This window comes from Actinopolyspora mortivallis DSM 44261 (assembly GCF_000384035.1).
Classification (GTDB): Bacteria; Actinomycetota; Actinomycetes; order Mycobacteriales; family Pseudonocardiaceae; genus Actinopolyspora; species Actinopolyspora mortivallis.
In genome coordinates this window covers 241,597-264,703 of record NZ_KB913024.1, presented here as the reverse complement: position 1 = coordinate 264,703, position 23,107 = coordinate 241,597, and the positions used below count along the sequence as shown (strand labels likewise).

The 23,107-nt window shown below is 68.5% G+C and carries 21 protein-coding genes; 4 read left to right on the top strand and 17 right to left on the bottom strand.

Translation table 11 applies throughout. The features are described from left to right. Window positions 1-65 precede the first annotated feature (65 nt). From ACTMO_RS0101400 to ACTMO_RS0101355, 9 genes are all read right to left on the bottom strand, one after another. Window positions 66-368, bottom strand: a complete 303-nt coding sequence (locus ACTMO_RS0101400; RefSeq protein WP_245555991.1) for a hypothetical protein — start codon at window positions 366-368, stop codon at window positions 66-68. Window positions 369-1,060: 692 nt separating this feature from the next. Further along, window positions 1,061-1,228, bottom strand: coding sequence for a hypothetical protein (locus ACTMO_RS23210; protein WP_019852859.1), 168 nt, complete (start codon window positions 1,226-1,228; stop codon window positions 1,061-1,063). A 51-nt stretch (window positions 1,229-1,279) separates the two neighbouring features. Then, window positions 1,280-2,614: a phosphoglucosamine mutase gene (gene glmM / locus ACTMO_RS0101385; protein WP_019852858.1), complete on the bottom strand. Its 1,335-nt coding sequence runs from the start codon at window positions 2,612-2,614 to the stop codon at window positions 1,280-1,282. Between the two features lie 192 nt (window positions 2,615-2,806). Then, window positions 2,807-3,334, bottom strand: coding sequence for a 30S ribosomal protein S9 (gene rpsI, locus ACTMO_RS0101380; protein WP_019852857.1), 528 nt, complete (start codon window positions 3,332-3,334; stop codon window positions 2,807-2,809). Next, window positions 3,331-3,777 carry a 50S ribosomal protein L13 gene (gene rplM, locus ACTMO_RS0101375; protein WP_019852856.1) on the bottom strand — a complete coding sequence of 149 codons (447 nt, stop codon included), beginning with the start codon at window positions 3,775-3,777 and terminating at the stop codon, window positions 3,331-3,333. The genes rpsI and rplM overlap by 4 nt, the downstream gene beginning before the upstream one ends. A gap of 406 nt (window positions 3,778-4,183) precedes the next feature. Beyond that, window positions 4,184-4,468 (bottom strand): WXG100 family type VII secretion target, encoded by a 285-nt coding sequence (locus tag ACTMO_RS0101370; protein ID WP_157062973.1) that lies wholly within the window; start codon window positions 4,466-4,468, stop codon window positions 4,184-4,186. Window positions 4,469-4,555: 87 nt separating this feature from the next. Further along, window positions 4,556-4,870: a WXG100 family type VII secretion target gene (locus tag ACTMO_RS0101365; RefSeq protein ID WP_019852854.1), complete on the bottom strand. Its 315-nt coding sequence runs from the start codon at window positions 4,868-4,870 to the stop codon at window positions 4,556-4,558. Between the two features lie 183 nt (window positions 4,871-5,053). Beyond that, window positions 5,054-6,949, bottom strand: coding sequence for a type VII secretion-associated protein (locus ACTMO_RS0101360; RefSeq protein ID WP_019852853.1), 1,896 nt, complete (start codon window positions 6,947-6,949; stop codon window positions 5,054-5,056). Window positions 6,950-7,106: 157 nt separating this feature from the next. After that, window positions 7,107-11,144, bottom strand: a complete 4,038-nt coding sequence (locus ACTMO_RS0101355; protein ID WP_026448757.1) for a type VII secretion protein EccC — start codon at window positions 11,142-11,144, stop codon at window positions 7,107-7,109. A 330-nt stretch (window positions 11,145-11,474) separates the two neighbouring features. Between ACTMO_RS0101355 and eccD the strand changes: the two genes are divergently transcribed. Together eccD and mycP are read left to right on the top strand one after the other, a co-directional pair. Further along, window positions 11,475-12,887, top strand: coding sequence for a type VII secretion integral membrane protein EccD (gene eccD, locus ACTMO_RS0101350; RefSeq protein WP_019852851.1), 1,413 nt, complete (start codon window positions 11,475-11,477; stop codon window positions 12,885-12,887). A 137-nt stretch (window positions 12,888-13,024) separates the two neighbouring features. Further along, window positions 13,025-14,443 (top strand): type VII secretion-associated serine protease mycosin, encoded by a 1,419-nt coding sequence (gene mycP / locus ACTMO_RS0101345; RefSeq protein ID WP_051099005.1) that lies wholly within the window; start codon window positions 13,025-13,027, stop codon window positions 14,441-14,443. Between the two features lie 172 nt (window positions 14,444-14,615). Here the strand turns inward: mycP and eccB are convergent, their stop codons facing one another. Beyond that, complete coding sequence (eccB, locus tag ACTMO_RS0101340; protein WP_084791995.1) at window positions 14,616-16,211, bottom strand: type VII secretion protein EccB; 1,596 nt, start codon at window positions 16,209-16,211, stop codon at window positions 14,616-14,618. Window positions 16,212-16,524: 313 nt separating this feature from the next. Here eccB and eccE point away from each other — a divergent pair, with 313 nt between their 5' ends. Continuing rightward, window positions 16,525-17,706, top strand: coding sequence for a type VII secretion protein EccE (gene eccE, locus ACTMO_RS0101335; protein WP_026448756.1), 1,182 nt, complete (start codon window positions 16,525-16,527; stop codon window positions 17,704-17,706). Then, the gene (locus ACTMO_RS0101330) at window positions 17,703-18,437 is read left to right on the top strand and encodes a hypothetical protein (RefSeq protein WP_019852847.1); all 735 of its coding nucleotides are present in this window, start codon (window positions 17,703-17,705) and stop codon (window positions 18,435-18,437) included. The genes eccE and ACTMO_RS0101330 overlap by 4 nt, the downstream gene beginning before the upstream one ends. A gap of 77 nt (window positions 18,438-18,514) precedes the next feature. On the opposite strand, the gene truA is transcribed toward ACTMO_RS0101330, so the two are convergent. The 7 genes from truA to rpmJ all read right to left on the bottom strand — a co-directional run bounded on the left by truA (window position 18,515) and on the right by rpmJ (window position 23,070). After that, window positions 18,515-19,417, bottom strand: coding sequence for a tRNA pseudouridine(38-40) synthase TruA (gene truA / locus ACTMO_RS0101325; protein ID WP_425394328.1), 903 nt, complete (start codon window positions 19,415-19,417; stop codon window positions 18,515-18,517). Further along, window positions 19,414-19,962 (bottom strand): 50S ribosomal protein L17, encoded by a 549-nt coding sequence (rplQ, locus tag ACTMO_RS0101320; RefSeq protein ID WP_019852845.1) that lies wholly within the window; start codon window positions 19,960-19,962, stop codon window positions 19,414-19,416. The genes truA and rplQ overlap by 4 nt, the downstream gene beginning before the upstream one ends. Before the next feature lie 48 nt (window positions 19,963-20,010). Continuing rightward, a complete protein-coding gene (locus tag ACTMO_RS0101315; protein WP_019852844.1) occupies window positions 20,011-21,135 on the bottom strand; it encodes a DNA-directed RNA polymerase subunit alpha in 1,125 nt (374 codons plus the stop codon). A gap of 151 nt (window positions 21,136-21,286) precedes the next feature. Continuing rightward, a complete protein-coding gene (gene rpsD / locus ACTMO_RS0101310; protein ID WP_019852843.1) occupies window positions 21,287-21,892 on the bottom strand; it encodes a 30S ribosomal protein S4 in 606 nt (201 codons plus the stop codon). A gap of 24 nt (window positions 21,893-21,916) precedes the next feature. Further along, a complete protein-coding gene (gene rpsK, locus ACTMO_RS0101305) occupies window positions 21,917-22,321 on the bottom strand; it encodes a 30S ribosomal protein S11 (protein WP_019852842.1) in 405 nt (134 codons plus the stop codon). A 23-nt stretch (window positions 22,322-22,344) separates the two neighbouring features. After that, window positions 22,345-22,722 carry a 30S ribosomal protein S13 gene (gene rpsM, locus ACTMO_RS0101300; protein WP_019852841.1) on the bottom strand — a complete coding sequence of 126 codons (378 nt, stop codon included), beginning with the start codon at window positions 22,720-22,722 and terminating at the stop codon, window positions 22,345-22,347. 234 nt (window positions 22,723-22,956) lie between these two features. After that, the gene (gene rpmJ / locus ACTMO_RS22155; RefSeq protein WP_084791993.1) at window positions 22,957-23,070 is read right to left on the bottom strand and encodes a 50S ribosomal protein L36; all 114 of its coding nucleotides are present in this window, start codon (window positions 23,068-23,070) and stop codon (window positions 22,957-22,959) included. Window positions 23,071-23,107: the final 37 nt, after the last annotated feature.

Below are 23,107 nucleotides of genomic sequence, written 5' to 3'. Positions count from 1 at the left end.
CCCACCCGAGGAGTCCGTCGAGTTCTCGCCCGAGCCGCTGCCGCGCCTCCGCGAAAAAGCCATTATCAGCTCCGAACCCGCTCGATGGTGTTGGCACCGGACCGATCACTGTCCTGGTACTGCTTACCGGACTCGTCGAACTTCTGCGCCAGTCGATCGCCGTGGTCGGCGAAAGCCTTGACGTTCGACCCGATCCTGTCGAGTGCTTGCCCGTACGCCTTCCCCTGCTCCTGGAATTTCCTACCTGCTTTGTCGGCGGTTACGTTACTGGCCGCGACTTCGTTCACCTGGGAACGTATTTTCTCCGCACTGTCCGAGAATGATTTGGCGACCCGAGGCAGATCACTCCCCGACGTGGTGAATCCCATTTTCCCCTCCCTCTCGAAAGAAACCTGCTCCCGTCGGAGCCGCTCGAACCACGGTGAATCGGCTTCGTGTCAATACGATGATCGCAGCCGGGGGACAGGCGGCGTGCGTGGTCGAACCAGACCGTTGCACAAGCAAACGCGCCTCGTATCGGACAAAACCCGCACGTCATACCGTCGCACACGCGAAGCCTTCGAAACGCGTCCCCGAGTCGACCCGAGCGTGAGAGGGGTACTGCCCGTACTGGGGGTTCGCCTGCCGGCAGGGCCACCGCAGCTGTTGGGCGGGCCGCCGAGACGGCGCCCGCCGGGGAACGTGGTCACCGGGGCGGTAGTACCCCGGTGGGTTGGCGAGAGGGGACGACTGAGGGTCGGTGCTCAGCGGCCTGCCTCGTCGCTCGATGCGGGCCGGGAGACGGGGGGGGGAGCACGGTCACCGTTGGCGGGATCGCCGGCAGCATCAGCACCGGCGTCCGAGCACCCGTCACACTCCCCTCCGCGGGCCTGCCACAGCACGCGACATCCTGTCGAAAGGGGAGCTGTTGGTGATCAGACGAGCGCGACCACGGCGAGCACACCGAGCGCCATGACCGCGAGCGGAAGAAAGAGTACGTAGATCAGGTCACCGAGGAAGTAACGCACGATGCTCGATCACCTCCGCTCGTGTGACGACCGACGTCGGAAACGACACGATCTCAGTGTTTCGCACGGCGCGGCCAGTGTTCAAGCACCCAGCTCCCGCCGTCCTGGGCCAACGTGGCCGCCTTGGCTCCCGCGACGGCGAACGTGGCCAGCACGACCAGCCCGAGGACCAGGCCAACGGCGAACAAAGCGATCAGAGCGGTAACAGCGATGGCACCCATGTGTGAATACTCTCACACACCGGGCGACAACGCGAGACTTTGATCACATTTTCATCTGATCGAGCCAACGATCTCGGCCAACTGCTCGGCCGTGACCCGGGCTCGATCAGCGGTGGGCGCCTCCACCATCACCCGGACGAGCTGCTCCGTTCCCGAGGGACGCAACAGCACCCTGCCCTGCTCACCCAGCTCGGCCTCGGCGTTGGCCACCGCCTCGGCCACGGCGGGCGCGTTGACCGCGGCCGTCTTGTCCGCCACGGACACGTTGACCAGGCTCTGCGGCATCCGCGTCATCACCGAGGCCAACTCCGCCAGCGAAGAGCCCGTCCGCACCATGCGGTCCATCAGCCGCAACGCCGTGAGCAGCCCGTCGCCCGTGGTCGCGTACTCCGGGAACACGATGTGACCGGACTGCTCCCCACCGAGCGCGAAGCCCCCGGAACGCAGCTCCTCCAACACGTACCGGTCACCGACCGCCGTGGTGCGTAGCTTCAGCCCGTGCTCGCGCATCGCCAGGTGCAGACCGAGGTTGCTCATGACCGTGGCCACCACGGTGTCCTCGGTCAGCTCCCCCGAGTCACGCATGGCCAGGGCCAGCACGGCCAGGATCCTGTCCCCGTCGACCAGCTCTCCCGTGGCGTCCACGGCCATGCAGCGGTCGGCGTCCCCGTCGTGGGCGACCCCCAGATCGGCCGCGTACTCGACCACGGCCCGCTGCAACAGCTCGGGGCGGGTGGAGCCCACGCCGTCGTTGATGTTCACCCCGTCCGGTTCGGCGTGCAGGGGGATCACCTCGGCACCGGCCCGACGGTACGCCTCCGGGGCGACCCCGGCGGCGGCGCCGTGCGCGCAGTCCACCACCACACGCAGGCCGTCCAACGAGGTACGAACCGCCCCGAGCAGATGCGTGACGTAACGGTCGAGCGCCTCGGGCATCTCCCGCACCCGTCCCACGTGCTCACCCGTGGGGCGTTCCGGGGTCTCGTCCAGCCGGGCGGCGATCTCGTCCTCGATCGCGTCGGCGAGCTTGTGCCCGCCGGCGGCGAAGAGCTTGATCCCGTTGTCCGGCATCGGATTGTGCGAGGCCGAGATCATCACGCCCAGGTCGGCACCGGTGTCGGCCACGAGCTGGGCCACGGCCGGGGTCGGCATCACCCCGACCCGCACCACGTCGGCACCGGCGGAGGTCAGCCCCGCGGTCACCGCCGCGTCCAGCATCTCCCCGCTCACCCGGGGGTCCCGTCCCACCAGGGCCACCCGCCGCCGGGAGTCGTCCCGCTCGTACAGCACCCGCGCGGCGGTGGCCGCCAGGGACATGGCCAGCTCCGGGCCGAGGTCCGCGTTGGCGAGACCACGCACCCCGTCGGTGCCGAACAGACGGGACAACCGAGTTCCTCCTGACGCTGGTGACACGTTCACACGGCCGACAGGCCGGACCAAACACTACGGGAGCAGCTCCACACCCCACGGGTGGGAACTGCTCCCACAGATGTTCTTCCCCACGCCCGGTGGCCGCAAGAACGACACGCCGACCACCGGCGGGGCCGGGGCCTCCCCCGTGGGGAGACCCCGGAGGGGTCACCGCTTGCTGTACTGCGGGGACTTACGCGCCTTCTTGAGGCTGTACTTCTTGCGTTCCTTGGCCCGGGGATCACGCGTGAGCATGCCGGCCTTCTTCAGCGTGGGCCGGTCCTCCGGCTGGTAGGCCACGAGAGCACGGGCGAGAGCCATCCGCAGCGCACCAGCCTGCCCGGAGGGGCCGCCGCCGCGCAGGTTGGCGTACACGTCGAAGTCCTCGGTGCGCTCCACCAGTTCCAGCGGCTCGCGAGCGATGTTCTGGTGCACGCGGTTGGGCATGTACTCGTCCATCGGCTTGCCGTTGAGGACGAACTTCCCGCTGCCGGGAACCAGCCGGACCCGCACCACGGCCTTCTTGCGACGCCCCACGGTCTGGATCGGCCTGCTGGACGGAATCGGAGCGATGTCCTCGGCGAAAGCCTCCGGGGCCTGCTCCTCCACCGGGACCTCGGCGTCGAGGACCTCGGGAGCCGGGGCTTCGTCGGTCTCTGGAGTGCTCACGTGCTCTTCCTCGTATCCCTCGGTCACTTCTTGGCCCTCGTTTCGATCGTGAAGGGCTGCGGCTGCTGCGAGTGGTGCGGGTGGTCCGGCCCGGCGTACACCCTGAGCTTCTTGCCCATCGCGCGGCCGAGCCTGCCCTTGGGCAGCATGCCCTTGATCGTCCTCTCCACGAGGCGCTCGGGCTTGGTGTCGAGCATCTCGCCGAAGGAGTGCTTCTTCAGGCCGCCGGGGTAACCACTGTGCCGATAGACGAAGGCCTGCTCACGCTTCTTGCCCGTGAGGACGACCTTGTCGGCGTTGACGATGACGACGAAGTCGCCGGTGTCCATGTGCGGGGTGTAGGTCGGCTTGTGCTTGCCACGCAGCAGCGTGGCAACCTGGGTGGCCAGCCGGCCGAGCACCACGTTCTCGGCGTCGATCACATGCCAGGCGTGGGTCACCTCGCCGGCCTTCGGGCTGTACGTGCGCACGGGTCTACCTCGTCGTCGTTCGCGTTGGAATCTCGGTGCGGCAGTCGTGTCCCGTCGCCCACTAACGCCGGGGCGGATCGCGATCCGATTCACCCCGTGGGAACCGGCACGTCCCACGAGTGACCGAGACCTCCGACGGGGCTCCCCGTCGGGCAGCGCATCGGCCGGTCACGAATCATCTCGCGGTCGTGCACACCCACCGCACAACAACGGATGAGAGTACTCGGTAGCTGACAAGAGGATCGAAACGGGGTCCCTCCGGCGCCCGAAACACGTGCGCGGCGGAGTGTGGGCGTGTCGATCCACCCGCAGTACCGACCTCATGGTAACGGACGGAGCGTCCGGACGGCGAAAGCCCCCTGGACCCCGTTGCCGGTCCAGGGGGCGCACAGGCCGCCGGGCGGGATCAGCCGCCGAACTTGGCGGCGTTGGCCCGCTCCCCGGCCTGGTAGGACTCGTTCGCCGCGTTGACGGCCATCCCCATCTTGGCCGCGATCTCACGCATGTTCTGCGCGGACTCGTTCCAGCGGCGCTGGGCCTCGAAGTACTGCTCCTTGGCATCACCGTCCCAGGTCTGGACCAGCGGCTTGAGCAGCTGCTCCAGCTCGTCCAGCTCGGCCTGGATCTTGGTGGCGGCCTGGTTCAGGCTCTCGGCTCCGGCGCTGAGCTGCCCGAAGTCAACCTTGATCATCTCGGACATGAGTACGTTTCCCCTCTGTGCGACTACCCGACGGTCGAAAGAAACACCACTGCGGAAAAGAGGAACAGATCAGCGATCTCAGCCGTTGAGCATGCCCTCGATCTTGGAGACCTCGGCGGCCTGCTCCTCGTCACGCCGGGCGTAGTCCTGACCGGAGGTCTTGATGTTGTCGCTGATCTCCTGCAACTGGGTGGTGATGACGTTCGCGTTCTCCTGGAACTGGTCCATGAGCTTGCGGAACGTCCGGCTGGCGTTACCGTGCCAGGAGGCGAGGACCGGCTCGATCTCGCTCTGCAGCCTGCCGACGGCCTGGTCGACGTTGTTGCGGACCTCCTCGACCTGCGCGGCCGAACGCTGCATCAACTCCGCATCGGTATTGAATCCACCGCCCATGTGGATAACCCCCTTCGGTTCGTGCTCGACGGCATCTCGACCCTACGACGCAAACACTGCCAGAAACGGTTCCACCGTGTCCCGGTTTCCGCGAATCACGTTGCGCTTGTAAACACCCGAGCACACGGGGAAACGGAAAACCCGCCTCCGTCCACCGTGTCCAGCCGTACGGTGAGCGGGATCTCAACGAACCGTCATGGTGCGCACGACCCGGGAACAGGCCCTCCGCACCCGACCATCCCCTTCGGACGGGTACCGGCAACCGACGCTGATCCGGAACTCGCCGTGGTGCAGCAGGTACCAGTCCACGGTCGAGCCGTTGACGTGTTCCACGTAGTGCACCACCCGCCTGCCCGCGAACTCCCCGTCGGCCTCGAACCCGGACAGGTCGTCCCCGGCGGCGACGCGGTCCCGGAACATCCTCCGCAGTTCCCGCACCGAACGCTCCCGCTGCTCGGCCACGTCGTAGCCGGGTTTGCCCGCCCGGACCGAGATCAGCCCACCGCCGTCCGGGGGATGGAGCCGCGTCTCCCACTCCGCGGGGTCTCCCCCACCCTGCCGCCAGCGAACGGGGTACTCGAACCGGTACCCGTAACGGGTCACCTCCCCCACCCCGGAAGCCTGGCGCCCGTCTCCCCGCGCGGAGTCCGTTCCGTCCCGGAACAACGGCAACCCGACCAGTACCGCCGCCGTTCCCAGCAGCACCGCGGCCGTCCCGCCGATCCAGCCGAGCGCCCGTCGCCCACCACGGCCGGAGGAGACGGGGACCTGTCTGGTGGGATCACTCCCCCCGATGACCACGGTTCGGGCTCTTCCGAGCGTGTCCTGCCCGGAAGGCCACGGCGTGGCCGATCCCCGTGACGGTGAACCACCGGGGGTCGAGGAGGCCGGTGGCCCGCTCGGCACGGAGGGAACCGGGGCGGCCGGTCCGACCGGAGGCGGTGAGCCCACCCCCCGGCCGGGAACGGAGCCGGGCGCGGGGGTGGGGATCCGCACCGTCCGTCGCGCCCCACGGTTCGGATCGGCGCGCACCGCGTGCAGCGCACCGCGAGCCACCACCGTCTCCGGCTGGTCCAGTGTGCCGGGCACGATCCCCGTGCGCTCGTGCACCAAACGCGCCACCAGGGGAATCCTGCTGGAGCCCCCGACCAGGAAGATCCCGGACACCTCCTCGGGGGAGACACCCCCCTCCCGCAGTACCTCGCCGACCAGCTCGGTCGCTCGCCCCAGCCGCTGCCCGACCAGCGACTCCAGGTCGGAACGGGTGACGTGCACGTCGGAGAAGGGAGCGGGCAACGGCACGTCGGTGTAGCTGTGCCGGGAGAGAGTCTCCTTGGCCCCCCGAACGTCCTGTCGCAGCACTCTGCGACGGCGCCGGTCGGCCAACTCCCTGCCTTCGACGAGCTGACGCCAGGAGTCCGGGTCGGACCGTTCGACCAGACTCCCGATGTGTTCCAGCAGAGCCTGGTCGATGTCGGCGCCCCCGAAATCGGGTTCGCCGCGTGTGGCCAGCACCCGGAACGTGTTGCCGGACCCCCGCACCAGACTGGCGTCCACGGTTCCCCCGCCCAGGTCGAGCACGGCCAGCGCCGCCCCCTCGACCGGGTCACCGGCGGAGTGGAACACCGCCGCCCCCACCGGTTCGGGCAGCAGCACCACCTCGGCGGCCAGGCCGTCGGCGGCCCGACGCAGTCGACCGGTGCGCACCGACCCCCAGTCCGCCGGATGGGTGAGTACCAGCAGGTCCACCCCAGCGCCCCCGGCCTGCTCGCGCGCCTCGGCCACGGCACGTCCCAGCACGGCCCGGACGACGTCCTCCACGTCGAAGACCCGTTCCCCGAGCAGCAACTCGCCCTCGTCGATCCGACGTTTCGGGTGCGGCTCGAAACGAGCCGGATCCACGGCGGCCTGGCGCTCCGCCTCCTGACCGACGAAGAGTGTGCCGTCGGTGGCCGCGAACACCGCGGAGGAGACCCACGGCAGGCCGTCCACGGCCACCACACGCGGTGGAGCGTCCCCGAAAGCCGCCACGGTGCAGGTGCTGGACGTTCCGAAGTCCACGGCGACGTGCAGGCTCACACACAACTCCTTCGGCCTCGCCCGGATACCGGGACGCGCTGGCGAGCTCTCCCGCACCCTAGTAGGGCCCCGTCACATCCGGAGTCCTCCGTCGGAGGTCATGACCGTCGACGCCCCCGCCCGTGGCGACGGAGCGGGGGCGGGAGCCCGATCGTTGCTACTCCGGTTCGATGTAGGCGGTCTGGATGAGCTGCGGCCCGTCCTTGAGGCTGCGGCTGACCAGCGTCCCCCGGCCCGGGGGCAGCTGACGGGACTTGATGTTGCCCACCAGCTGGCCGTCGTCCTTGTTCGCGCTCATCGCCAGACCGGGGGCGGAGGACTCGCGCATCTTGCCGATCACCGGTTCGAACAGCGCCCTGCTCGCCCCGCCGGAGTTGCGGGCGATGACCATGTGCAGACCGACGTCACTGGCCTGCGGGACGAAGTCGGCCAACGGTTGCAGGGGGTTGTTGCCCTGCGGGGCCACCAGGTCGTAGTCGTCGACCACCACGAACAGTTCCGGTCCGGACCACCAGGAGCGGTTCTTGAGCTGCTCCTGGGTGACGTCCGGGCCGGGCAGGCGTTTCTTCAACGCGTTGCACACGTCGTTGACGTTGCTGCGCAGCTGGTCGGCCGAGACCGCGTACTCCAGCAGGTGTCCCGAGTCCAGGAAACCGAGCATGGTGCGCCGGTAGTCCACCAGCAGGATCAGCGCCTCCTTCGGCGTGTAGCGGGCGGTGATCCCCCGCACGATGGTGCGCAGCAGCGAGGTCTTGCCCGCCTCCCGCTCGGCGAAGGCGTAGAAGTGCGGCTCGGCGTCGAAGTCCAGGTAGACGGGGTGCAGCCCGTCCTCGTTGATGCCGATCGGCACCAGTCGCTTCCTGGGCTGCCGCTCCGGGGCGGGCAGCTGCTCGTAAGGCAACAGCTCGGGCAGCAGCCGCACCTTGGGGGCCGGTTCGCCCTTCCAGGCGTTGCGCACCCTGGTGACCAGGTCCGCCACCCCGTCGGACAGGTCCTCGTTGTAGGCCTGCCAACCGACACGCTCGCCGAGGTTCTCGCTGTCCACCCGCGGGATCGCCGTGAGGAAGTGCAGCTTGCTCGGGTGAAGACCGCGCCCGGGGCGTCCCGAGGGCACGTTCAACGCGACCTTGCGGTCCACCTCGGACTCGCTCGGGTCACCGAGCCGGAGCTCGAAGCGGGTGCCGATCAGGTCCTTGAGCGCGGGCCGGATCTCGGCCCACCTGTTGGCCGAGACGAAGACGTGCACCCCGAAGGTCAGCCCCTGGGAGGCCAGGTCCAGCACGTCCTGTTCGAGGTTCTCGAAGTCGTTGCGGAACGCCCCCCAACCGTCGATCATCAGGAACACGTCGCCGTAGGCGTCGTCGGTGACCTCCCCACGCCGTTTCCGGTTGCGGAAGTCGCCCATCGAGTCGATGCCCAGTCGCTGGAAACGCTCCTCGCGCTCGGTGACCAGTTGCTTGAGCTCGGCGACGGTACGTCGCACCACGTCCTGGTCCCGACGACCGCCGAATCCGCCCACGTGGGGCAGGCCGCGCAGCGCGGCCATGGAACCGCCGCCCAGGTCGACGCAGTAGAACTGGGCCTCCTGGGGGGTGTGCGTCAGCGCCATCGAGGTGACCAGCGTCCGCATCAGGTTGGACTTGCCCGACTGCGGACCGCCGACCACGGCACCGTGCCCGTTGGCACCGCCCAGGTCGACGATCATGTGGTCCTGGCGCTGCTGGTAGGGCATGTCGATGATGCCGACCGGCACCTGCAACCTGCCGTTGCCCACGTTGCCCGCCGGGGTGTAGCCGCGGTCCTCGGTGACCGACAGCGGCGGCAACAGGCTGTCCAGTGTGGGCGGAGCGTCCAGCGGGGGCAGCCACACCTGGTGCGCGGGCGGGCCCTGCCCCTGCATCTTGTTGATCACGAGCTGGAAGTCGGTGTCCGCCAGACCGTCCCCGTCGTTGTCGACCCCGGCCTCCTCCGGTTCCGGTTCCGGCTCCGGCAGCTCCGGCTCGGCCGGGGGCTCGACGTAGTCCGAGACGAAGAAACGCGGACGCTTCTCCCCCGTGACCGGGGAGGCGGTCACCGTGCGACGCCGTCCGCCCCCCTGGTGCATGTGGCCGGACACGTAAGCGGCCCGGAAGCGTTCCATCCCACCGGGGTGCTTCAGATAACCGTGTCCACCCGTGGCCGGCAGGTCAGCCGCGTCCGGCACCCCGATCGCGGCCCGGGACTCGGCCGCGTTGAAGGTCTTCAACCCGATCCGGTAGGACAGGTGCGACTCCAGTCCCCGCAGCTTGCCCTCCTCCAGGCGCTGTGAGGCCAGCAGCAGGTGCACCTGCAACGAACGACCGAGCCTTCCGATCATGTTGAACAGCTCGGAGAACTCGGGTTTGGTGGACAACAGCTCGGAGAACTCGTCGATCACCACGAACAGCGCGGGCATCGGGGCGAGGTCCGCGCCGGCCTGCCGTGCCTCCTCGTAGTCCCAGACGTTCTTGACCTTGGCCTTGTTCAGCTCCTCCTGGCGACGGTTCATCTCCCCGGCCAGGGCGTCCTGCATCCGGTCCACCTGGGTGAGGTCGTCGGCCAGGTTGGTGATCGTCGCCGACACGTGCGGCGCCGCCTCGAAACCGTTGAAGGTGGCACCACCCTTGAAGTCGACCAACACGAAGTTCAACGCCGTCGAGGAGTGCGTGGCCATCAGCCCGAGCACGATCGTGCGCAGGAACTCGGACTTTCCGGAGCCCGTGGCGCCGATACACAGCCCGTGCGGACCCATGCCTCCCGAGGCCGTCTCCTTGATGTCCAGCGAGACGATCTGGCCGTCCTCGCCGGGACCGATCGCCACCCTGTAGCGCTCCGGGATGGGACGCGGCCGCCACGCCTCGTTGAGGTCGAAGGTGATCGGGTCCCCGCTCAACCCGAGCTGCTCGATGTAGTTCAGCGGAGTGGTCAGCGGTTCCTGACCACCGCTCTCCGCCTCAGCCTGGGTGCGGACCGCCATCCGGTACGGGGCCAGCTGCCGCGCCAGCGCGGTCGCCTCCTCCTTGCTCAGCGAGTCCGGCGCGCCGAACCACTCGACGTTGTTGCCGCTGCGGGCTCCGATCCGGTCCCGCTCGACGACCATGCGCATCCCGCGCTTCGTGGTGAGTGCTCCGAGCACGTCGGACAGATCGACGAGGGTCACCCCGGTCAGGCCGCCCTCCAGCATGATCTGCTCCTCGCGGCTGATCTCCGCGTCGTCGAGCACGATCACGATGTGCGGGCCGTCCGGAGGGGTGTTGTTCCTGTTGAACCGCGGACGACCTTCGAGCTGGTCGGCGAGCATCTCCTCGATCGCACGCAACGAGCCCGCCATCAGGCGCTGCTGGCCGATGCCGTCGGTCAGCATGGGGTGCTGGGCGTGCGGCAACCACTTGACCCAGTCCCACTCCACCCGGGAACGGCCTCCGCTGGCCACCGCGATCATCACGTCGTCCGGGGTGTGGAAGGTGGCCAGCTGCGCGATCATCGCGCGTGCCAGGGAGCGGGTCAGTTCCCGCTCCCCCTGCAGACCGATGGCGGCGAACCCGCGCAGCGAGGTGGCCACCGGAAGGTCCGAAACCAACGAGTGCGCCCGCACGAAACGCCGCAGCGCCAGCGTGCTGATCGGTTCCAGCTCGTCCACCGGACCGGTCTGCGGCGGAACCAGCCGCGTCTCCAGCCGCTGCGCCCCCAGACCGACGCGGATCTGGCCGAAGTCGCTGTCGCCGGCGCGACGTTCCCACATGCGACGGCTGGCCGCGATGGACCACAGCGTCGAGGGGTCGGGGTGAATCCAGGTCCGCGCCAGCCGCTGTTCGTCGGCGGCCTGCCTGGCCCGCTCCCGCATCTGGCCGAGATACCGCAGGTAGTCCTTGCGGTCCTCGTTCATCTCGGCCTTGCTCTGTCCACCGCCGCCCTGGTTCCCACCGGCCATCATGCCCACAGTGGACACCAGCATCATCATCGGCATCATCATCATCATGGGATTGCTTCGGGCCCGCTGAAGCATGAAGACCATCATTCCCAGTGATGCCACGATCATGACGGCCGGAAGGAGTTTCTGGACGATGTTGCCCGGCACCGTCCGCGGAATCTCCGGTGGTTGTTCGAGATGCACCTCTCCGCCCGGCGGCTTGGGAGCGGCCATACGTGGCGGTCGCTTGAACTGCAGCGTGCTCACCGGACGCAGCACCCTTCCATGTTGTCGGCGATCTGACGTCAACTGCGCAAGCAGCATTCTGTAACCGGCCGTGTCTCCGAACCGGCGGGGGTGGGAACCAGAAGGAACAACCGCGGACCGATCCGCCGCCCGCCCCAGGACAAACCCGTCTCGGACGAGTTCGTCCGAACCCACCCCGTGAACCGACCGATGGGGCCATACTAGGAGAACGCAACGGCGTGATGGGGCGATTCCGCCGAAACGAATCCCGCTTGGTTGGATCGGACCGCACACGCGCACAGACACTCGAACGACCGAACGGAACGGAAAACGAGGGAGTAGGGGGCCCAAGTGGCGACCGGGACCACGGTGTTCAGCCGCGTGACGGTGGTGGCGCCGAAGACTCGTATAGACCTCGCGCTGCCCGCTGACGTCTCGGTGGCGGACCTGCTGCCGATGCTGCTGGACATGGCGCACGAGGCCACACCGGACGGCGGAGCACGCCACGGAGGCTGGTGCCTGGCCAGGCTGGGCGACGCCCCGCTGGACACCAGCCAGACCCTGGCGTCGCTCGGGATCGTCGACGGGGACATGCTGCAACTGCGCCGCAAGTCGGACGATCCGCCGCCGCCGCTCTACGACGACGTGGTCGACGCGCTGGCGGAGGCCGAACCCGGCAGTTACCGCCCCTGGACGAAGGAGACCGCGGCCAAGACGGGACACGCCGCCGGAGCCCTGGCCATGATCGCCTCGGCGGTCGCACTGGGCATGGCGACCCTGCCCCAGGGGATGATCTTCCACGTCGTCGCGGCGGTGACCGGACTGGCCGTGGCGATCTTCGCGACGGGAACCGGCGCCCTCGTCACCCGCGCCTACGGGGCCGCCACCACGGGAACGGTGATCTCGGCCGCGGGCGGGCTGCCGATGGCCTTCGTGGCCGGGTTGAACATCGTTCCGGGCCAGGAAGTACGCCCCAAGTTACTGCTGGCCTCGGCGCTGGTGCTCATCTTCGCCTCGGTCTCGCTCATGGTGATCGGAGCCGGGATCATCACCTTCATCGCCGCGGCCACACTGGCGCTGTTCGCCGTGATCGGCTTCGTGGTCGCCACCCTGGTGCCGGCGGCGACGCTGCCCGGCATCGCCGCCGGAGCCGCCGCCGTGGGTCTGGCGGGGATATCGATGCTGCCCAGGATCACCATCCAGCTGGCCAAACTTCCGCTGCCCCACGTCCCCGGAAGCTCCGAGGACCTCAAGGAGGACGGCGGTTTCCCCGACTACCACGAGATCCAGCGCCAGTCCGGCCTGGCCCACCAGTACATGACGGGGCTGATCATCGGCTGCGGCACCACGGCCGCACTGGGCGCGATCTTCACGACCACCGCCTCCAACATCTGGGGTTTCCTGCTCGCCGTCGTGGTCGCCACCGTGCTGATGCTGCGCGGCCGCAACTACGCGAACGGCAGCCAGGCGATCGCGCTGCTGCTGAGCGGGCTGCTCGCCGCGCTCGGCGTCACCGTCGAACTGCTGCTTCCCACGGCCACCACCCCGCTGCAGAAGCTGACCTGGATCTTCTGGCCACTGCTGCTGCTCGGGATCGCCGCCATCGTGCTCGGCGTGGTCTTCCCGAACAAGCGCTTCTCCCCGGTGCAGCGTCGCAGCGTGGACATCATCGAGGCGGTGCTGATCGCGCTGGTACTCCCGCTGGCGCTGGGAGTCATGGACGTGTACATGACCATCCGCGACCTCAACATCGACTTCCTGTGACGTGGTCACGGCGGAACCGGGCGACTCCGGGCGACGAGCCACGGCCGGTCTTCCGGAACCGGCCGAGGGCGCCACGCGCCTGCCGTGCCGATCCCGGAGCCGTCGACGTCCGAACCACTCCCCGGAGGGGACAAGTGATGCGCTCAACCACATCCGTGCGTCGTGACGGACTGCGACGCGTACTGGCGGTCTCCGCCGCGTGCGGTGTTCTCCTGGTGGGCGGGACGGTGCCTCCGGCGGTGGCACAGGAGGAGACCGACACCGCGGACAGCCCCTTCTCCCCGCCCGCGCTGAACCCGGAGTTCACCGCCAACTCCGACAGACTGGCCCCCAACGGGGCCTTCGCCAAGCAGCAGGCCTGCATGAGCGCCAGCGAGTCCGGGCCCACGATCGAGGAACAACCCTGGAGTCAGCGACTGCTCGGATTCCGCCACGCCCACGAGCAGGGCCTGCTCGGCGGCGGGCAGAAAATCGCCGTGATCGACACGGGAGTCAACCCACACCCCCGGCTCACCCCGAGACTGGAGGACGGCGGTTCGCTCATCACCGGCGGAGCACTGAACGACTGCGACGGACACGGCACGATCGTGGCGGGCATCATCGCCGCGCGGCAGTCCGAACAGACGGGATTCGTCGGTGTCGCCCCCGAGAGCACCATCCTGTCCATCAGGCAGTCCTCCTCGGTCTACCAGGACAGGGACCGGGGAACCACCCCCGGCACCACGGCGAGCATGGCCCAGGCCATCAACAGCGCGGTGGCCCAGGGAGCCGACGTGATCAACGTCTCCCAGGCCTCGTGCCAGTCACTGGCCCGTGCGAGCAACCCGCTGGACGAAGGCAACCAGCAGCTGCACAACGCGGTCAGAAACGCCTACGCCAACGAGGTGGTCGTCGTCGCGGCGGCGGGCAACGCGGGCGGCAAGTGCGAGAAGAACGCCCCGGACGATCCCAGCACCGCGGTGCTGCCGGCCTGGTTCGACAGGTACGTGCTGACCGTGGCGGCGGTGAACCAGCACGGCGCCCCGTCCGAGTTCACCGTCCCCGGGCCGTGGGTCGACGTGGCCGCGCCCGGGGAGAACCTGATCGCCCTCGACCCCGGCGTCGGCGGCAGCGGTCTGGTCAACCGCGTGGTGCACGGCCCCGACAACGAGCCCCAGCCCATCCAGGGGACCAGCTTCGCCGCCCCCTACGTCTCCGGGCTCGCCGCCCTGATCAAGCAGAAGAACCCCCAGCTGTCCGCCGAGCAGGTGATGCGGCGCATCACGGAAACAGCCCAGCACAACGGCGGGGACAGCGACATCATCGGCCACGGCCTGATCAATCCGATGGCCGCGGTCAACGACGTCGTCCCCGCCGAGCACGGCGCCGCGCCCCCACCGGTGGAACCACGCCACCTACAGGCGCACGTGTTCCCGCAGCGCGACTGGGCGGCCATCGCGGTGGCGCTGGGCGGAACCATCGGCGGAGTCGCCACGGTGCTGTTCGTCGCGTTCCTCGTCAACGCGCTGCGCAGGATGCGCGGCAACACCGGAACCACCCCCGGCGACAGGCCCTGAAACCCTCCGGGCTCCGCTTCCGAGGCCGGAACGGGTCGGGTCCTGCTCGGGACCCGACCCGTTCTTTCGGGGGAAACCACGCGCGACGGTTCCCGAGGGCCGCCGAGGCACCCGGCCGCACGGAGAACGCGGCAGCGGAGCACCCCGGCAGGTCGTCCCGGAGCCCGCTACCTCAGCTTCCGGTCGAGGCCGAAACCCCCGGGCTGGACTCCGACTCCTCCTCCGGAGGACGGTTCACCCCGGCTTCGGAGTCCATCGGGATGGAGTCGTAGACGACACTGGCCTGGGCCGGATCCAGAAAACTCCCGGACGGCAGCGAACCGAGCACCGCCGCCGGAGCCGAGCCGATGTCGGAGGCCCCGTTGACGACCCCCAGCCCCTTTGCCGTGGCCAGGTCCTTGATGCCGTAGGTGACCCCGCGGTCGGAGACCAGGTAGAGCGGACCACCCTCCGCCGTGTCCGGGCCGGTGGTGCCACGCACCACGGCCGCCTCACCCGGAGGCATGTAGAAGTAGTCCACCCGTGGGCCCTGGCCGTCGTACTGCGCCAGCTTCACCGGGGCCTGCGGGGCGGGCGAGGACGAGCCCACCGTGACGGTCACCCGCTGTTCACCGGAGGTGTTGCTCCAGCTCAGGCAGGAGGTTTTCGCCTCGGAGAACGGGATCGGACCGGGAACGCCGGTGGGGAAGTGCCCCACGTCCAGCTCGTCGCCCTCGGAGGCGTCGTCCACATCGGTCAGCATCCCGGTGGCGTTGGGGATCTCCTGGGCGGAGTACCGCGCCGCGTGCAGCACCGCGGCCGCGCCACGGCTGATCCGCTGCTTGCCGCTGTCCAACAGGACGAAGTACTCGAAGTGCTCGCCGTCCGGACCGGGCACGGTGCGGGAGACCACGTCCCCGAGTCGGTAGGAACCACTGTCGTACTCCGGTGTGCCCTCCGGAAGCTCCGGAACGTCCAGGGAGTCGACCTCGGGAACGGCGTTGAGGGTGTTCGTGCTGATCCGCCTCGGCACCGCCCCGTTCAACTCGAACATCTCCGTCACGGCGGGATCGGCGTCGGTCACCTCCGCCTTGACCACCCGCGTACTCGGGCGTTCGGGAACATCGGCGCGATAGACCAGGTAGCGCTGCTCGGAGCTGTCGTCCTCGACGTAGAGGGCCCCGTCCACGGGCAGTTCACGCCCCCGGTTGTTCACACCACCGACCACCGTGGTCTCCACAGTGGCCGTGGCCTGCATCCGCTCCGGACTCAACGCGTTGTTCAGCCGGGCCACGTCACAGATCGCCCAGGAAGGCTCGGCGGACTGTTCCGGATCCGGCAGGAAGTTCGGCGCGTTGGGGATTCCCGTCTTCGGGCCACGCGGCAGCTCGGCCAACGCGGCCTCCTTGACCTTCGTCGGTTCGATCGCCTGCCCCTGAGCGTTTCCCTTGGCCATGACCAGCAACTTCGCCGAGGCCATGTTCAGCATCGGCACCAGTCGCTTGTCGGTCTCCTCGTCCGAGGTGACCACGTAGACGCTGCCGCTCTCCTTGGCGATGACCACCGAACCCGGTTTGGGAACGGTTCCCTGGCCACTGAACAGACCCCAGACCAGGAAACCGATCATCCCGATGCAGGAGATGATCGCGCCCGCGATCGTCGCGCGTTTGTGCGACCCCAGGGGATCGTGCAACATCACCGCGTCCTTACGGGCGAGCGCGGACTCCATGCGGCGTATGACGAACCTGTAAGCCTGGACTTGTGATTTCGTCGTGGGTGTTGATGCCATTCTTCGCCTAAAGCTCTCCCGTCCGAGGTACCGTTCAGCAGGGTAGCCGGGAAAGGGTGCCGCGTGGGTACGGTTCGACCGACTCGGCGCAGTATTCTCGTCGACCGGCTACCGGGACCCGCACGCGCCCGCACCCACAGTGGGCAGACGCATCTACCTGCGAGGGGGAGAGACCCAACGGATGTCCGTGACCACACAGCATCCGGCCCAGTCGAAAGCGTCCGGATCCTCCGGCGCCGGGCCCACGAACACGCCGCGGGCACGAGTTCAGGCGCGTCGGCGCACCACGGGAGCCAGCCTCGGCGCGATACCCGTGTCGAACATCGTCGTGCTGGAGATCGGCCTGGCGGCCGGTCTCGTCATCGTCGCCGTCAACCAGGCACTGTGGCCGGTCGCGGCGACAGTGGCCGGACTCGCCCTGATCCTGGCGCTGTTGCGCCGACGCGGACGATGGTTCACCCAGATGTTCGGGCTCGTGCTCGACTACAACTTCCGCAACCACACCAGCGTGGTGGAGCCGGTCACCCCCGGCCTGACCGACGGGGGAGACGAGAACGGCGACGGGGTCATCGGGCCGGACGAGAACCACCGCGTCTCCCTGCTGCGGCTGGTCGTCCCCGACCTGGTCGTCGCCCACGGACAGGACCACGACCGCAACCACGTGGGGATGGCGTTCAACGACGGGAAGTGGACGGCCGTGCTCATGGTGGAGCCGACGCCGTCGCTGGTCAACGAGATCGGCAAGTCCCCCAACCTCCCGCTGGGAACGCTGACTCCCTGCCTGGAGGACCGCGGTGTGGTGCTCGACGCGATCCAGGTGATCTGGCACTGCTACCCGGGCAGCGCCTCGCTTCCCTCCAACTCCCCCGCCCTGAACTCCTACCTGGAGGTGCTGGGCCCACTTCCCGCCGCGGCGCGCCGCACCACCTGGATCGCGGTGCGGCTGGACCCGAAACGCTGCGCCAAGGCCGTGGGGGAACGCGGCGGCGGAATCGTCGGGGCGCACCGGGCGCTGATCGGCGCGCTGTCCCGCGTGCGCAGCGCACTGGAACGGGAGTCCGTGCCCACCAGGCCGCTGGACCCCGACGAGCTCCTGCAGGCGGGGATCGCCTCGGCCGAGCTCCAGTCGGTGCTGGGATCGCAACGTCCCGTGGGCCTCAAGGAACGCTGGGACGGCGTCACCGCGGGGGGTGTGGGCCACTCCAGCTACGCCATCACCGCCTGGCCCGCCCGGATGAGTCACAGCCTCAACGCCCTCACCGGGGTGCGCGCGCTGTCCTCCACGGTCTCGATCTCCATCTCCCCCGCCGGTGAGGACAACGAGGTCGGGATGCGCGGACTGGTCCGGGTGAGCGCCCGCACCCCCGACGAGCTCGACGCCGCCGACGAACGACTGCGAACCATCAGCGACAAACTCGGAGTGACCTTGACGCCGCTGCGTGGACTGCAACTGGCCGGTTTCACCGCGACCCTGCCGTTCGGAGGTGCGGTATGAACCGCAGCAGGACCATCGACACCCCGGACGACCTGCGCGCCACCGTCCCGGAGTTCCTGGTTCCCCCGGAAACCCTCGACACGGTGAGTCCCTCCGGCGACCGCGGTGGAATGATCATCGGCTCCGGACCGCAGGGCGAGCCGATCTCGACGTCGATCCTGCGTCCCCAACCCACCCGCATGGTCACCGTCGGCGGGCTGTACCTGGCCCGCCAGATCGCGCTGCGTGCGATGGCGACCGGGGCCTGGGTGATCGTGGCGACCGGTCGTCCCGAGCCGTGGAAGATCCTGGAGCGAGCCGCCGGGGAGACCCCCGACGGTCACCCGGTTCCACTGGTGCAGATCAGACGGCTCACCCCCTTCGACCTGCCGCGCTCCAGCGAGGATGCCCCGCTGTTGGTCATCCACGACGGCGGCGCGGTCCCCCAGGAACTGTTCCCGCCGCGCTCGGCCTGGCAGACCACCATGTACGTGCTGCCCTACCTGCACCCGCAGGTGGGCAGCGGCACGGCGGCGAACACCGCCGACCTGGTGCTGCTGCAACGGCTTCCCGTGAACCAGGCGCAGCTGGCCGGGCGGATCTGGCACCTGCACCCGCCGCAGGTGCACCAGCTGACCATGATCAAGGACGACGCGCTCATCGCCCTCGGCAACATGGTCTGGACGCCCATCCAGCTGGTCACGAACAAGCGTGAGCAGGAGATCCTGGGGCCCATCCGCCGCGGGGACTGACCCCTGCCCGGCTTCCCGGTTTTGTCCAAAACCGGGGGCCGTCCCTGGGGCGCTCGTTTTTAGGCAGAACCGGCCCGCTAGAGGGAGCGACGCGCCCTGGTGGTGCGGGCCCGCTCGGCGAGTTCCCCGTCCGGCGGATAGTCGACTCCGACCAGAGTCAGTCCGTGCGCCGGGGCCACCGAGCTGGTCCGTGTCCCGGAACCCAGCATCTCGGCGGGCCAGTCCACGGAACGTCTCCCGTCACCGGCCATCAGCACCGAGCCCACCAGGCTGCGCACCATCGAATGGCAGAACGCGTCGGCGCTGACCCGCGCCACCAGGCAGTGCCGCTCCACCCGCTCCCAGGAGAAGGTCTGCAACCGACGCACGGTGGTGGCCCCCTCGCGCTTCTTGCAGAACGCCGCGAAGTCGTGCAGGCCCAGCAGCCCCTCCGAGGCCCGGTTCAACCGGTCCACGTCCAACGGGCGGTTCCAGGCCAGCGTGTCCCGCCGGCGCAGCGGATCCACCCCCCACGGCGCGTCGGAGACCCGATAGCGGTAGTGCCGCCGCAGCGCGGAGAAACGCGCGTCGAAACCGGGGGCGGCGGCAACGGCCCGCAGCACCCGCACGTCACCGGGCAGGATCCGGTTCCACCGGAAACACAACCTGTCCAGATCCGGCAGCCCGTGCTCGTCGACACCGAGCCGTCCCGCCTCCTCGGCAGCCAGGGGGACGACGTCGACGTGCACCACCTGCCGATCGGCGTGCACCCCGGCGTCGGTGCGCCCGGCGACCACCACGGGTCCCGCCAACCGCTTTCCCGGGGGTTGTTTGTGCAGGGCGTCCTCCAGCAGTTCCTGCACCGTCCGCAGCCCCGGCTGCCGCGCCCAGCCGGAGAAGTCCGTGCCGTCGTAGGCGAACTCGATCCGAACACGAACGAACCCGCCCTCCCCTTCGGGAGCGACGGGTTCGTCGACCACCTCGGCAGACACCGGTGTCAGGACTCCTTGTTCGTGGAGTCCTCGTCGCTGTCGCCGGCGGAGCCCTCGGAAACGGCCTCCGTGGCCGCCTCCTCGGCACCGGAGTTCTCCTCGGCGGCCTCCGCCGTGGCCTGCTCGGTGGACTGCCCGCTCTGCTGGTCCTTGGCGAAGGTGGTGCCCCGGGCGGCCTCGGCCTCGGTCGTGGCCATCTTCTCGTTGACGAGTTCGATGATCGCCATCGGCGCGTTGTCGCCCTTGCGCGGCATGGTCTTGACGACCCTGGTGTAACCACCCGGGCGGTCCGAGAAGAACGGACCGATCTCGGCGAAGAGCTTGTGCACGACGTCCTTGTCCCGGATCGTCTTCAGCACCTCGCGACGGTTGTGCAGGTCACCCTTGGTGGCCTTGGTGATGAGTCGCTCGGCGAGCGGCTGGACCCGCTTCGCCTTCGCCTCGGTGGTGGTGATCCGCCCGTGCTCGAACAGCGCGGTGGCGAGGTTCGCCAGGATATGCCGCTGGTGCGACGGCGACCCGCCAAGACGCGGACCCTTCGTTGGCCTGGGCATCGGTTGCTCCTCTCAAGGTGCGGCCGGAAACCAGTCCGCGAAGCGCGGTTACAGCTGCTCCGTCTCCGCGTAGTCCTGGCCGTCGTCGTCATAGCCGTTGTCGAAGCCGCTGTCGTAACCGCCACCGAAACCGGTGTCGAAACCACCGGGGGACGACATCCCCTGCGGCATGCTGGTTTCCTCCGACCAGCTCTCGGAGGGGTACTCGGCGGCCGCGGCCGACGGGTCGAATCCGGGCGGGCTGTCCTTCAGCGTCAGGCCCAGACCGACCAGTTTCATCTTGACTTCGTCGATGGACTTCGCACCGAAGTTACGAATGTCCAACAGATCCGCCTCGCTGCGCGAGACCAGTTCGCCGACGGTGTGGATGCCCTCGCGCTTGAGGCAGTTGTACGAGCGCACCGTCAGGTCGAGATCCTCGATGGGCATCGAGTAGGCGGCGATCGTGTCCGCCTCGGCCGGCGAGGGGCCGATCTCGATCCCTTCCGCGTCGACGTTGAGTTCCCGGGCCAGGCCGAACAGCTCGACCAGGGTGCGACCCGCCGAGGCCACCGCGTCCCGCGCGGTGATCGAGGGCTTGGTCTCCACGTCGAGCACGAGCTTGTTGAAGTCCGTGCGCTGTTCGACACGGGTCGAGGTGACGTCGAAGGAGACGTTGCGTACCGGCGAGTAGATCGAGTCCACGGGGATCCGGCCGATCTCGGCGCCGGACTCCTTGTTCTGCGCGGCGGGGACGTAACCGCGTCCGCGCTCCACCACGAGCTCGATCTCCAGCTTGCCCTTCGAGTTGAGCGTGGCGATGTGGAGATCGGGGTTGTGCACGGTCACACCGGCCGGGGGGACGATGTCGGCGGCGGTGACGTCACCGGGGCCCTGCTTGCGCAGGTACATGGTGACCGGCTCGTCGTCCTCGGAACTGACGACGAGCTCTTTGATATTCAGGATGATGTCGGTAACGTCTTCCTTGACCCCCGGAATCGTGGTGAATTCGTGGAGCACACCGTCGATACGCAGGCTGGTCACGGCCGCGCCCGGGATCGAGGACAGCAGGGCACGGCGGAGCGAATTGCCGAGGGTGTAACCGAAGCCGGGCTCCAGCGGCTCGAAAGTGAACCGGGAGCGCGTCTCCGAAATAGGCTCCTCGGACAGTGAGGGTCGCTGGGAGATGAGCACTGTCGTTTTTCCTTTCCACACGGCGCCCGCCATTTTACGCCGAAGGGATGGCGTGCCCGCTGCGAACAGTGGGCGGGGTGGGGGTGTGGCACACCCCCACCCGTACCGGACCGCGGAGCAGCCATCGGTGCGGTAGCCGCTCCGCCCAGTGTCACTTCGAGTAGAGCTCGACGATGAGCTGCTCGGTGACCGGCGTGTCGATCTGTGCCCGTTCCGGCAGCTGGTGCACCAGGATCCGCAGCGAAGACGGCACCACCTGCAGCCAGGCCGGAGCGGGCCGCTCGCCCAGGGTTTCCTTGGCGATGATGAACGGCGTCGTGTTCAGCGACTTCGGCTTGACGTCGATGATGTCGAACTTCGAGACCTGGTAGCTCGGGATGTCCACCTTCCGGCCGTTGACCAGGAAGTGTCCGTGGTTCACCAGTTGGCGGGCCTGCCTGCGGGTACGCGCGATTCCCGCGCGGTAGACCACGTTGTCCAGGCGGGCTTCCAGCAGCTGCAGCAGGTTGTCACCGGTCTTGCCGGGCCTGCGGTTGGCCTCCTCGTAGTAGGAGCGGAACTGCTTCTCCAGCACCCCGTACGTGTAGCGGGCCTTCTGCTTCTCCTGCAGCTGCAGGAGGTACTCGGTCTCCTTGATGCGCCCACGACCGTGCTGCCCCGGCGGGTACGGACGACGTTCGAACGACTGGTCGCCGCCGACGAGATCGACCTTCAACCGGCGGGACTTGCGGGTCGCGGGACCGGTGTAACGAGCCATTGGTGTCTACTCCTCTCCCGCTTCTCAGACCCGACGCCGCTTCGGCGGGCGGCAGCCGTTGTGCGGCTGCGGGGTCACGTCCTGGATGGTGCCCACTTCGAGACCCGCGGCCTGCAGCGAACGGATCGCCGTCTCCCGACCGGAACCGGGGCCCTTGACGAAGACGTCGACCTTCTTCATGCCGTGCTCGGCCGCCTTGCGGGCGGCGTTCTCCGCGGCCATCTGGGCCGCGAACGGAGTGGACTTGCGCGAGCCCTTGAAACCGACGTGCCCGGCGGAGGCCCAGCTGATCACCGAACCGACGGTGTCGGTGATCGACACGATCGTGTTGTTGAAGGTGCTCTTGATGTGCGCCTGTCCGTGCGCTACGTTCTTTTTCTCCTTGCGCCGGACCTTCTTGACGGCCCCGGCGCGTCCCTTCGGTGGCACTACTACTCAGCTCCTCGCGAGGTTTACTTCCTGGCCTTCTTCTTGCCCGCGACCGTCTTCTTCGGTCCCTTGCGAGTACGGGCGTTGGTCTTGGTCCGCTGCCCGTTCAGCGGCAGGTGGCGGCGGTGCCGCATCCCCGCGTAGGAACCGATCTCGATCTTCCGGCGAATATCGGCCTGGACCTCGCGGCGAAGGTCACCCTCGACCCGGTAGTTGTTCTCGACGTGCTCACGCAGCGCCGAGAGCTGGTCGTCGTCGAGGTCCTTCGCACGGGTGTCGAAGGGGATACCCGTGGTCTGCAGGATCGTCCTCGAACTGCTGCGGCCGATGCCGTAGATGTAGGTCAGCGCGACCTCGATGCGTTTGTCACGCGGGAGGTCGACACCAGCGAGCCTTGCCATCTGGCAGGTACTCCTCACTCGTCGTTCCAGGTCTTCTCCCCGACCGTCCCCGTGCCGGTGGCACGCCTGCCCGTGCGGGTCCCCGTGGGGCCGCCGGGACAACCACCGCCGTGCACGAAGCCCCGGCCTGGTTCCGGGGGTGGACCGACTCAACTCCCGAGCCGGCAGGTTCCGGGGAGGTCCCTTGTCGCTTGTTCTTCGTTGTGTCCGGCCGCTGCGACGACCGGCTGCCGGTCAGCCCTGACGCTGCTTGTGACGCCCGTTGTCACAGATCACAAGGACTCGTCCGTGCCGACGAATCACCTGGCACTTGTCGCAGATCCTCTTCACACTCGGTTTGACCTTCACGGCCGTGCTCCCCTGCTCGCCAAGCGTGTCCGTCAAT

Coding starts and splice junctions, on each gene's coding strand:
- ACTMO_RS0101400 (WP_245555991.1), bottom strand. CDS start 368: ATGGGATTCACCACGTCGGGGAGTGATCTGCCTCGGGTCGCCAAATCA.
- ACTMO_RS23210 (WP_019852859.1), bottom strand. CDS start 1,228: ATGGGTGCCATCGCTGTTACCGCTCTGATCGCTTTGTTCGCCGTTGGC.
- ACTMO_RS0101370 (WP_157062973.1), bottom strand. CDS start 4,468: ATGATCAAGGTTGACTTCGGGCAGCTCAGCGCCGGAGCCGAGAGCCTG.
- ACTMO_RS0101365 (WP_019852854.1), bottom strand. CDS start 4,870: ATGGGCGGTGGATTCAATACCGATGCGGAGTTGATGCAGCGTTCGGCC.
- mycP (WP_051099005.1), top strand. CDS start 13,025: ATGCGCTCAACCACATCCGTGCGTCGTGACGGACTGCGACGCGTACTG.
- eccB (WP_084791995.1), bottom strand. CDS start 16,211: ATGGCATCAACACCCACGACGAAATCACAAGTCCAGGCTTACAGGTTC.
- ACTMO_RS0101330 (WP_019852847.1), top strand. CDS start 17,703: ATGAACCGCAGCAGGACCATCGACACCCCGGACGACCTGCGCGCCACC.
- rplQ (WP_019852845.1), bottom strand. CDS start 19,962: ATGCCCAGGCCAACGAAGGGTCCGCGTCTTGGCGGGTCGCCGTCGCAC.
- rpsD (WP_019852843.1), bottom strand. CDS start 21,892: ATGGCTCGTTACACCGGTCCCGCGACCCGCAAGTCCCGCCGGTTGAAG.
- rpsM (WP_019852841.1), bottom strand. CDS start 22,722: ATGGCAAGGCTCGCTGGTGTCGACCTCCCGCGTGACAAACGCATCGAG.